Origin of the sequence: Mucilaginibacter sediminis (assembly GCF_051903035.1) — a bacterium.
Classification (GTDB): Bacteria; Bacteroidota; Bacteroidia; order Sphingobacteriales; family Sphingobacteriaceae; genus Mucilaginibacter.
In genome coordinates this window covers 1726357-1738412 of record NZ_CP170602.1, presented here as the reverse complement: position 1 = coordinate 1738412, position 12056 = coordinate 1726357, and the positions used below count along the sequence as shown (strand labels likewise).

The window sequence follows — 12056 nt, the reverse complement described above, 5'->3', positions numbered from 1 at the left end:
TGTAATATATTTCATTCGAAGGCAGATATTTATGCAGATAGATGAGTTTTATTTAACAAGCGGCAATATACCAGCTTTTTTTATTTTGGTTATAATGGCGTTTCCAACTTTCTTACCTTGCGCGTTGCCATTTTCTATACTTTGCATATAGTGGATACCGCCATAAAAACGCGACATTGACGCTTCGGCTGCCGCCTGGCGGAATGACTTGAAATCGCGCTGGCCGCTGCCAAAAGGAATTTCGGTATTGTCGGTATAGGCAAAATTATCGCCCAGCAAATAGGTTAGCATTTCGGCCGATGCATTGGAGATAACAGCGTGTCCGCTGGTATACTCCGGGAAAGGTGGCGTTTGTAAAACTGGTTGCCATTTAACATCCATGTACCGGTTAATAAAAGTTTCCGGGCGGATTCGGTTACTGGTGAATTTTTCTTCCCAACAGCTGATGAAGGCATCCATCAGTGTAACGCCCACTAAGGTTGTTACCTCGATAGAATGGTCAAAATCAAGCCCTGCCTGGCGGGTTACCAAACCAGTTACGTGCATCCAATGCCCACCCGGACTGATCTTTTTATAGCCAATAGCCATATGGCCGGATGTGGTGATGGCAAATGGGTTGCAATCCCAAAACAGGGCAATGTTAATTTGCTCTGTCGAAAGATGTTTTGACACGTCGTAAACGGCCTTTACCTGTTTATAAAATGCCGATGAAGTATCTTTACTAAAAGGGATCAACGGAGCGGGCTTATATTGATTGGCCGAATCTATCACCATTGTGCGGATGGTTTTCCAGTTGGGCTCCAGGGCTTCAAAATATCCCGGCGGGGTAGGGTACCATTTACTTTCGTCTTTAATAGGGGTATATCTCTTTAGTGCACTCAGCTGGCTGTAATGGTCTGTTTTTGAAAACGCGACAGCGGCGGCCGAGGCCAACTTTGCTACTTTAATGGAGTTTTGAATGATGGTGGAGTCTATATTTGTTTTTTTTAGCAACTGCACAAATGCATCCTGGTCATCAGTCATCATGAATCCGGATGGCAGCAGCAACTTGGCAGTTTCCAGGATGCTGTAAAAAGCGGCAATTTTATAGTCGTATTTTAAGCGGATGGTATCCAGGGTACTGTTGGCCTTGTAATCTTTGATGAATTTTTGCAGTTCGGGGATGTTTTTATTGTTGGCTGCTACAATATTATAGGCGCCCAGCATTACATAAGCGTAATAGCGCGCGGCAACGGGAGGGCCAACCACATCATGCAACATCACCATGGTTACCGCGTTTACTGCATGATCTGGCTGCAAATAATCAGGGTAATTATTATTAGTATTTTGAGCGTAGCATTGCTGTGTTATCAACGCGCAAAATATCAGGAGCGATTTTTTTAAGTAATTCATTATTCTTTATAAAATTGAAGCGGCCCGTCGCTTACGCCTATCAGTAAATATAATGTATTGTTGATGTTGATCTCCACTGCCGATTTTACATCGCCCATAACCGAAAGTCCTGATGTCGGCTGATTAACATAAGTGAAACCACCTTTGCCATCACCTTTTAACAAGCAGCCATAATTTGCATCAATACTGCCAATCTTCAGGCGGTTGTCCGAGTGGTTACCTAATAAAAGGATGTCGGTATGTCCATCGTGGTCAAAATCGCCGGTCAGGATCTCGCTTACAGGGGCAAACTGCGCTTCTGTTGGTAAAGGTGCCGCCGTGAATTTGCCATTAATGTTGAGGTACAGCATTGTCTGCATATTGTTAACGCTCAATTTTACGGCTTTGGCCATGTTATCGGCGCTAAAAATTTCATTAATAGTAGCATCCGCATACATTTTGTACGAGTTGAACTTGCGGCGCATAGGGTAAATCTGCTCGTTTAACTCATCGCGACTTACAAAGGGATAGCTTTTACCCTGGATATAAAAATTAAAAAACGGATCGATAGAGCCGTTGCCGTCAACATCGGTAAAATACATTTCGGCAGGCTCTTTATCTGTGGCTTTAATCTGGGTATTTAGGCCAAGATTACCGGCTATCAGGTCTGGTTTGCCGTCGCCGTTTACATCGGCAAAGGCAATTTTGTTCCAGAATCCTTTTTGCGGGGTATTAAAATAATCTGCGGTTTTATTGGTAAAACCTTCTTTAGTATTGATGAAAATGGTTACCGGCATAAACTCGCCGCATAAAACCAGGTCTTTACGCCCATCATTATTAAGGTCAATCCATTGGGCATCTGTTACCATGCCAATTTTATTAAATGGTGCAACGGCGGTGGTAAACTTACCTTTGCCATCGTTAACCAGCAAATAGCTTTGCGGTTCCAGTGGGTATTGGCCTGGTATTACCCGGCCACCTATAAACAAGTCAAAATCGCCATCACCATCAAAATCGCACGCTTTTACTACCGATTTGCTGTTGGCATTCATTACCGGCAGGGCAGTAGGCGATAGCACAAACCGGCCATTACCCTCGTTTATATAAAGTTCGTCCTGTAAATCGGCAGTGTTGGGTTCATACAACGAATAACCGCCTTTTGCAACGTACAAATCGGCTTTACCATCGCCGTTGGCATCAAAAAAAGCGGCTGCCGCTGTTGTGCCGATGTTATCTATGCCGCCCCGAATTATGTCTTTAGCCAGGTACTTGCCGCCGGCCTGTTGCAGGTATATTTTGCCAGGGCTGTCCTTTTCGCCGCTTATAAATAAATCTTCCAGCCCATCACCGTTTACATCGGCTTTGGTAATAACCGGCGCGGTTTTGGAGTACATGAACAGCATCAATAACTGGCGTTTAAAATCGTTCAGTGTAATTTCTTCAGGTTTAAATTCTATAACGGGCTCGGCGCGTTTAAATATGGTTTTCTTAATTTCGGTAGTTTGCCCGGAAAATTTTCCGCTTGGATCATATTTAACAGTAAGCAACTGATTGGCATTTACATCCTTTAGTAACTGGGTGGAGTTATCCGGCCAGGTAACCCGGATAGAATCAACTTTCTTCAGATCTCCCAAGCCAAAATTCAGCGTGGTTGATACGCATGATAAATATCCCCGGTTTGGGTTTACCTCCTGGTATTGGATATTTTTGCCGTTATACACGCTTACTTTAGCGCCTATGGCATTAGTGTTTTTGCCTGTACCTTTCAATTTTACCGCAATGTACGAAGTGTTGTTAGCCTCGCGGCTGGTGTTTTGGTAGATGGATGCCGGCTGGTTGATATTGTTTACTACAAGATCCAGGTCGCCATCGTTATCCAGGTCGGCATATACTGCGCCGCTTGATATATTTTGCTGGTTGAGGCCCCATTCTACCTGTTTATTAGTAAACGTAAGGTCACGATTGTTTTTGAAAATATAGTCGGGCACGGCGGTTGAAGGCATGGCCATCACCAGGTCCATCAGGCGGAATGGCTCGCCGGCCATTGCTTTTTTTATCTTATAATCGCCCCAGTAACGTAAAAAATCTTTATTGGTGTAGTCCCTTAAATATCCATTGGTGATAAAGATGTCTTTGTATCCATCGTTGTCAAAATCGGCAATAAGGGGGCACCAGCTCCAGTCGGTATTTGATACGCCGGCCAGCTGTGCTATTTCGCTAAATGTGCCGTCACCGTTATTTAGCTGCAGCATATTACGCATATATTGTTTGTAAAGTCCCTGGTTTTGCATCAGTGCAAAAGACTCGTAGTTTTCTTCCAGTTGAAGTGATTTTTGCCTGTGGTTATCCTCGGGCAGCATATCAAGGGTCATAATGTCGGGCAGGCCGTCATTGTTAAAATCAGCAATATCAACACCCATCGAAAAGTGCGACATGTGCCTTAACATTTCTTTTGATTTTTCGGCAAAAGTTCCGTTGTGGTTATTAATGTAAATGTAATCAGGTTCGTTGTAATCGTTGGTTACATAAATATCGGGCCATCCATCCTTATTAATATCGGCAATGGCCACGCCCAACCCAAAGGTGAGCGGGTTTTGTACTATCCCGGCCGCTTTTGATACATCGGCAAAGTGCCCGTTATCATTGCGGAATAGTTTGTTGCTGGCCAGATCATCTGTTTGATCTTTATAACGGGCCAGTTCCATGTTATCAATCTTTTTAATGTTATGGTTCAGCAGGAACATGTCCAGGTCGCCATCATTATCATAGTCAAAAAACACAGCTTGGGTACTGTATCCCGGGTCGGCTAAACCGTATTCTTTCGCTTGCTCTTTAAATTTGTTATCGCCCTGGTTTATAAATAGCTGGTTGCTCCGGGTGGCGTTATCAGTTTTGCCCGAGTAGCATACATAAATATCCAGTAATCCGTCGCCATTAACATCGGCCATGGTTACACCTGTTTTCCAGGAATCGGGCCGGCCGCCAAGGTCGGGGCTGGCATCATTGGTTATGTCCTTAAACTTCATATGCCCCTGGTTCAGATAAAGTTTGTTCGGCTTCATATTCCCGGTAAACATCAGGTCGGGCAGGCCATCATTGTTAATATCGCCAACCGCTACACCGCCACCATTATAAAAATACTCATATGATAACACGTTGAGTGATTCGGTCTCGTTGATATCATTGCTGAATTTAATATTGGTTTCTTTGCTATTCAATAGCTTGAATAAAGGCTGCTGAGCGTAGGAGGGAAGTGCCGAAAAACTAAACGCAACAGTTGCTAAAGCGGGTAAACCTACAAACCGTTTTAAGAAATATGAATTAAACAGGGACATAAATACTTTAATTAAAACTCATGTTTTGGGTACACAGTTCTAAAAAGATTGTTAAACAATGTAGCGGTAGTAAAAACAAACAGGGAGGCAATATTGCCTCCCTGTTTGTTAGAAAATTAAATTTTATTTGTCCCAGTAAATCCTTGAGGTGAAGCTATCTCCACCGCTTAACTTAGCAACCGCGGCAGCGTAATTTGCACCGTTGGTTGAAGGTAAGGTAACCGGATAATCACACCTTCTTGGTATGTCCGTAGCAAACTGATTTGAGTAAGACACTTTGGTCAAAACAGGGAAGCCAGATCTCTTCCAGTTATTCCAGTTTTCGTTAAAGTTGAATACTGTTGCAGTTTCTACATAATATTCCATGTTGATTTGTTGTAACTCGGTACCTGCTACTAAAGGGTGAGCAGCAACATAAGTAGTTATAGCCGCAGCATCAACAGATGTAGTGCCAAACTGACTTAATGTTTCCATATCAGCCTTAAGGGCATTTGCATAATGAGTGGCAGCAACACCAGTTGCCCAGCCTCTAAAGGAAGCTTCTGCCAATAATAGTTCGGTTTCGCCGTAAGTTAACAGGAAGTTATAGCGGTTACGATCATCATATACTGCAAATTTAGGACGTGAGTATTTACCAACAGGTGCTGGTGCATCGCCCGAAACAGATGGATCAGCCGGCGAAGTGCCAGGATATCCCGGAGCTTTTGAAATATCAGTTGAGCCTCCTTTTAAGTCGTAACCGTTTGGCATACCAAATTGTAAAGCATAGGTACTTACACCCGCTGCCTTGGTTTCATTGGCCGCTTTACCTGTTCCGGCCGAAATTTCGGCAACAGCGCTAACGCGTGGATCTGCAGTGCTTTTCATATAATCGATAAGAGTTTTACCCCATCTAACTTCCCTGAAGTCATCTGTAACCAATAATGCAGCAGCATCTGAGTTGCCGTTACCATTGGTGTAGTCGGCTTTCACTTTAGCGTTATCCGCAATGCCAGCCATTGTACCGCCTGCATAAGCTTTTTCAGCATATGTTTTAGCTGTAGCAGCGTCAACCTTGGTTAAACGCATTGCGGCACGTAGCATTAATGAATAACCCAATTTTTTCCACTGGGCAACATTGCCACTATAGAATAAATCGCTTGTTGGGCCGGCTTTTGTAGCATCTAATGCAGCACATGCTTTATCCAGTTGACTAAGCATTGAAGCATAGATATCTTTTTGTGAATCAAAAACAGGTGTGAAAATACCTGTTTTTGCCTGGCCTTCCTGTGAAAATGGGATATCGCCGTAAGCATCAGTAACACGCTCTAACATCAATACACGTAATATTGTACCGCAATTGTCAAGGTTAGCATATTCTGCCTTACCTGCAACCAGGTTTTTCATTTCATCTATCAGTGTAGTTGCACTATAACCATTGTTCCATGTGCGGGATTTATAATCCTGGAAACTGCCCGATGCAACATATTTATCACCATTACCATAATAATCATAGGTTGACGCAAGAGCCTGAGACCACATACTTTGAAATAACAATTGGTCATATCCTGTATTTGAAAACTGGATTTGTGCCTGTGCCATTAAAAAGTTTGGATTGAACAAGTCGGCACTTACCTTGGTGGGATTGACGTTAACCTGGTCAAAGTTTTTTGAACAGCCTGCAAAAAGCGTAGCCCCGGCAAGCAAAAAACTATATATATATCGTTTTTTCATCTTTTGTTATTTTTTTAATTTGAAGTTTAAGTTAAACCCATAAGTCCTAACAGCAGGAACGCTTGTGCCTTCAATACCGGCATAGTTAATACCGGGAGCAAAATTTGATTCAGGATCGATATTATCGGTATGCTTCATGATAGTCCACAAGTTTCTTGCTACTAACGAGAAGGTAATTGAACTAAGGGGAGTATTTGCCAGGTAGTTTTTACCAAATGTATAACCGAAGGTTACCTGACGAAGTTTGATAAAGCTACCATCAAGTACGTTCAATGCCGAGACACCACGGGCCAAAGCCTGGTAGTAAGTTTCGGCTGGTACATTTACAGTGTTTGTTGCACCTGTTGCAGTAACACCCTGACCAACAACTCCACTTTCACGACCTACAAGTGTCATTTGGTTTAAACCGCGGAAGATACTGTAATAATTAGTTGCAGACAGTACTTTGTTGCCAAAGCGATAATCAATCAGGAAGCCTAAATTGAAGTTCTTGTAGCTAAAGTCGTTATTTAAACCACCGTAGAATTTAGGAATAACACTACCCATTGGGATACGTGCGGTAGTAGTTGGGATACCGTTTGCATCAAAAATGATATTGCCGTTGGCGTCGCGGGCATAGTCATTTGCCAATATTTGCGGACCAGCCATACCTTTAACAAATGCTGTAGTAGCGTTTAATGGACGGTATGTACCTAAGCCAATGTTAGCGCCGGTTTTATCCGTTTCCAACACTTTATTTTTTACATAAGTAAAGTTAAATGAAGGTGACCAGGTAAAATCTTTTCCTTTTATAGGTGTACCATGTAATTCAACTTCTATACCCTTATTCTGTACTGAGGCAGTAGCGGCGTAAGCATTTGTGTAGCCTGTTGACCAATCAATGCTGCCATTAACAATTTCATTCTTTGTTTTGCGATTGAAATATGCTACGTCTAATCCAAAGCGATCATTGAAAAATTTCAACTCTGTTCCTATCTCAACCTCAGTTAAGGTGTAAGGCTTTAATAATAAATTAGCCAATTGAGAGCTGAAACCACCTGCGTTTACGCCATTGATAGAATTGTTTACACTATAGTAAATCTGGTTGGCATAAGGATCAGCGCCTGCGCTTGTTTTTGCGTAAGCAACACGAAGTTTTCCAAAATCTAACCCATTAACGTGTACAAGATCAGAGAAAATAAAACTTGCCGATACAGATGGTGTAAAGATGCCCGGGCCTAAATCTTTTCCGATACTGCTATAATAGTCATAACGACCGGTTGTTCCTAATACTAAGAAATCTTTGATAGCGAAATCTGCTGTATAATAGGCTGAGTGCACTTCAAGTTTTTTGGGATCAAGGTTTCCGCTGTTCCTGCTTGGCAGGTTTGATAAATCGTAAAAATAAGGGATAATGAAGTTGCTACCGCCAATTTGTGTGCCTCTAAAATCACTTTTACGTACGTTACCACCCACAGATAAATCAAGATTTACCCAGTTTTTTACAAGGTCATGCTTAGCGCCAAATAATACATCAGCGTTAAACTCTGTAGTCTGAGAAGTTTGGGTATTCATGTTACCATTGCCGCCAACGTAAGCTGTACCGGTAGGCTCAATGTTTAACCTGTTATCATTGATTTTATCATAACCAATACGACCTTGAGCGTAAGCCCATGGTGTAATAGCATACCTTGCTGATATAGAAGATATTAAACGCTCTCTTTTTGTGTTGCTTACAAATTTGTAAGCAGCAAAATAAGGGTTAGTTACATAGATATCATTATTCCATTGTTGCTCAGCACCTGACGCTGTTGTACCTGGAGATAATATGCTTTGAGCCTCATTTGGCGCCAGGAATTGAACGTTATTTGGGTTACCCGGACCGTCACTTAAACCAGAGCGATTTTTAGCGTCATCAATTACGTAGTTTGCAACCAGGTTTATATCAAGGTTTTTGATAACAGTTTGCGAACCGTTAAAGTTGAAAGTTTTTCTGTTTAAGCCACTGTTAGGAGTAATTGCGTGGTTATTGTAATCAGATAATGACAAACGGAAAGCACCTGATTCGCCACCACCTGTTAATGATACAGTGTTTGTAAAAGTACCGCCGGTTTTGTAAAACTTAGTATAGTCGTCACTGGTTTTTGAGTAAGCATAGCTTTTGCCGTCAAACTGGATAACCGACGAACCATCAAGCTTTGCACCCCAGGCTAAGTTACCTGAACTTAAAGCGCCGGCAACGGTTGTTGGTTTAACACCATTTTCACCCTGTCCGTATTGAGTCTGAAAATCGGTATTGTCATATACCTTATCCATCTGGTAGTTAGTATTGTATTCAACACCAAAGCCAGAATTTTTTTTGCCCGATTTGGTTGTGATCAGGATTACACCGCCTGTAGCACGTGTACCGTACAGGGCTGATGCAGACTGACCTTTCAAAACAGTCATGGTTTCAATGTCATCAGGATTGATGTTAGCGATACCATCGCCATAGTCAGCACCGCCCCATTCGCCCGATTGGCCTCTTTGGGTATTGTCCATAGGTACGCCGTTAATAACAAATAACGGGCCCTGGGTAGATCCGGTACTTGTTACACCACGTAATAATATACGTGCTGATGAACCGGCGCCACCGTTTGCACCGCTGATGCTTAAACCGGCAACACGACCTTCTAACGACATAGCAACGTTTGATTCTTTTGCTTTGTCCATTACAGCGCCGTTAACCGTTGATACAGCATAACCTAATTTTTTAGAATCTTTTTTGATACCCAAAGCCGTTACTACAACTTCGTTCAGGCTTTTAGCAGATACTGTAAGCTTTACAGATAATTCGCTCTTACCGCCAACAGGTACTTCCTGGTTTTCATAACCTAAAAAAGAGAAAATAAGTACAGCGTTGGCTGGGGCATTGATAGAGAAGTTACCATTGGCATCTGTTATAGTGCCTGTGGTTGTTCCTTTAATCCTTACTGAAACGCCAGGCGCCGGTGTACCGTTTTCGTCAACTACTTTACCTTTTACAACCGCAGCATTTACAACTTCATTTTTTTGAGAGATAACGATCAGGTTGTTTTCAAGTTGGGTGTAGGTAAAGTCGGAGTTTGCCAAAAGCTTATTCAAAACCGACGTAACCTCTTCGTTTTGTACATTAAGCGTTATCTTTTTGGTTGATGGGATTTTACGCTCGCTGAAAACGAAGTGGTAGTTAGTCTGCTTTTGAATAGCAGAGATAACCTTACTAAAATCTGCCGATTTTATGTTAAACGTGACTTTTTGTTGCGAGTAGACATTTGCAATGGATTGCAGACTAAAGGCTACTACTAAAATAAATGTCAATTTCATTATTAATATGGACTTAAATAGCCAATAGTTATCTCTTACACCCTTTGGGTGTTTAAAATATTTCATACTTTTACTTAATTAAAGGTGACTTGATTAAATGGCAATGTTCTGTTCGAGAGAACATTGCATGATTAACTAACAGATCTTCATCTTCGCGGGAGTTACCTCTGGTAATTCCCGTTTTTTTTGTGGTATGTAAAGCTTTCTTTATGTCATAGGCTTATTTATTGTCTGTATTAGGTTAATAAATGTATACGGTTTCATTTTTGTACTTGTATGAAAATGGTTCGATCATTTGCAGTGCCTTTAAGGCTTGCAAAATGTTTTCTTTTTCAAAAACACCGGTAAAATGATAGTCTTTAGCATCTGTGTTTTTAAAGTTTATTTTGATGCCATACCAGCGCTCCATTTTGTTGGCAATTTCGGAAAAGTCCTCGTCCTTAAAAATCAGTCGGTTATTTACCCACGAGGTTTCAACCACAGTAGTGTCATTTGATTTTAAGTAAGTAAGGTTGGTAAGCGCGTAGCTTGTTTTTGCAGTATCGGGAGTTTGCGCCACCAAATTACGGTTAATGGTATGCCTTTTAAACGTAGTGCTTTTTAAAATAAGCTTTTCATTTGGTTTAAGGATAATCCTATCTGATGGTCTGTCGGCCAGGGTAACTTCAATGGAACCCCTGATAAGGGTGGTTTCGCTCGCAATATCGTTTTTATACGATTTCACGTTGAAGGCAGTACCAACAACCCTGATGCTCATTTTACCCGCGTGTACTATAAAAGGATGCTGATGATCTTTGGCTACATCAAAAAAAGCTTCACCATTAAGGTAAACCTCTCGCGTAGGCCCTGTAAATGATGATGGATATTTTAAAGTAGTTTCGGAATTTAATGTTACTACAGTTCCGTCGCTTAAGTAAATTTTTGATTTTACGCGGCTTGAGGTCTTTTTCTGCTGAAAATCAGCCAACGCAAAGCTTTTTTGATTGTAAGCCTTTAAATAATAAGTAGCAGATAAACCAATCCCGATTATTAACAACGCTGCCAGGCTCCGTAAAAATATAATCATGCGGCGGGTTTTAAAACGCTCGCCGGTCGCCTCACTATTCTGTTGTTGTATTTCTGTTGCAGGTACCTCAATTTTAGATACGATGCGCTGAAACATCAGGTTGGTATTTGAATACAGTTCCTCGTTTTTTATCCAGTAGGTTTTAAAAAAAGTGTTTTGCTGCCTGCAAGCCTCATCGTTTGCAAGCAAAAAATTGAATTCCTCCAATTCTGCAGCATTCATCTCATCCGAGAGCTTTTTTGTTAACAGTTCAATAAACCTTTCGTTCACCATTTTTTCGCCTAAAGCGGGCTTGTTTTTAGATAGGACAATAGTTTTTTTAAAATTGCCTACAAGCTTTGAAAAAAAATTTAAAAAGAATTCCTATAACAACGAAAGCCCCATGATGTCATGGTCAGAAGATGCCCTCTCTGATGATTTAGATGCAAGTTGATGCGCCGAAAGAATGATGCTTAATTTCTTCATCGCCCTAAAAAGCTGAGTTTGTACAGTACGGGGCGATATGTTTAAAATTTCGGCCACTTCCTTATATTTCATGCCATCCTCTTTAATTAATTTAAAAATGATGCATGCCTGTTGAGGGAGAGATGCGATAGCCTTATCTAATAAAAAATGAAGCTCTTTGCGTTCTAATTCCTTTTCGGGATCAAAAGTATTTACAAATTCAACTTCGTCTGAAGCTTCTATCTGTACAAGGTGGATATTGGAGAATTTTTTTAAATAATTGAACGATTGGTTTTTAACCGCCACAAACAAATAAGTTTCGGGATTGGCAACTTCGGTGAGGCTTTTACGTGATTCCCAACATTTGATAAATACATCAGATACGATGTCTTCAGCGGCTTCTTTCTGGCGTATGTAAAAAATACAAAACTTAATAAGCCGGGTGTTTAAATTATGAAACAATAATTCAAATGCTTTAATATCATCATTAAAACAAACCTGATTCCATAAACCCGAAGTATCTGTTTTAGAAATTTTCAATAGTTTAATAGTTAAGTGTTGCACAAAACAATTATCGCGATGCAATGTAACAATTTGATAACAAAAACAAGCATTTATTTTAATTTCGACAACTTTTTAATCGGAAATTCATCTAACTCAAAATTTATTTACTTAGTGTGTAGGCAAATTGGCTTATAAAGTTGTCAATAGGGTGTTTAAAGGTCATTTTTGAGGTATTTTAAAATGTTAAACTGACATTTTTACCCCGTATCTGACAAGAAATGAGGTAATGTGATAAGGTA

6 protein-coding genes are annotated in these 12056 nt (G+C 40.9%); all 6 read right to left on the bottom strand.

What is annotated here, in order from left to right; translation table 11 throughout:
* Positions 1-48: 48 nt before the first annotated feature.
* Entirely contained in the window at positions 49-1392 is a 1344-nt protein-coding gene (locus ACFGVS_RS06790; RefSeq protein ID WP_439697990.1) for a vanadium-dependent haloperoxidase, read from the bottom strand.
* On the bottom strand, positions 1392-4706 hold the full coding sequence (locus ACFGVS_RS06785; RefSeq protein ID WP_439697989.1) for a VCBS repeat-containing protein: 3315 nt from the start codon (positions 4704-4706) through the stop codon (positions 1392-1394). The genes ACFGVS_RS06790 and ACFGVS_RS06785 overlap by 1 nt, the downstream gene beginning before the upstream one ends.
* A 123-nt stretch (positions 4707-4829) precedes the next feature.
* Positions 4830-6419: a SusD/RagB family nutrient-binding outer membrane lipoprotein gene (locus ACFGVS_RS06780; protein WP_274213056.1), complete on the bottom strand. Its 1590-nt coding sequence runs from the start codon at positions 6417-6419 to the stop codon at positions 4830-4832.
* 6 nt (positions 6420-6425) lie between these two features.
* Complete coding sequence (locus ACFGVS_RS06775) at positions 6426-9743, bottom strand: SusC/RagA family TonB-linked outer membrane protein (protein ID WP_274213057.1); 3318 nt, start codon at positions 9741-9743, stop codon at positions 6426-6428.
* Between the two features lie 241 nt (positions 9744-9984).
* Entirely contained in the window at positions 9985-11082 is a 1098-nt protein-coding gene (locus ACFGVS_RS06770) for a FecR family protein (protein WP_274213058.1), read from the bottom strand.
* 90 nt (positions 11083-11172) lie between these two features.
* Positions 11173-11793: an RNA polymerase sigma-70 factor gene (locus ACFGVS_RS06765; RefSeq protein ID WP_177183835.1), complete on the bottom strand. Its 621-nt coding sequence runs from the start codon at positions 11791-11793 to the stop codon at positions 11173-11175.
* Positions 11794-12056 lie beyond the last annotated feature (263 nt).

What these genes read in the sequence shown, in the direction of transcription:
- ACFGVS_RS06790 (WP_439697990.1), bottom strand. Translation starts at nt 1,392, where the DNA reads ATGAATTACTTAAAAAAATCGCTCCTGATATTTTGCGCGTTGATAACA.
- ACFGVS_RS06775 (WP_274213057.1), bottom strand. Translation starts at nt 9,743, where the DNA reads ATGAAATTGACATTTATTTTAGTAGTAGCCTTTAGTCTGCAATCCATT.
- ACFGVS_RS06780 (WP_274213056.1), bottom strand. Translation starts at nt 6,419, where the DNA reads ATGAAAAAACGATATATATATAGTTTTTTGCTTGCCGGGGCTACGCTT.
- ACFGVS_RS06785 (WP_439697989.1), bottom strand. Translation starts at nt 4,706, where the DNA reads ATGTCCCTGTTTAATTCATATTTCTTAAAACGGTTTGTAGGTTTACCC.
- ACFGVS_RS06770 (WP_274213058.1), bottom strand. Translation starts at nt 11,082, where the DNA reads ATGGTGAACGAAAGGTTTATTGAACTGTTAACAAAAAAGCTCTCGGAT.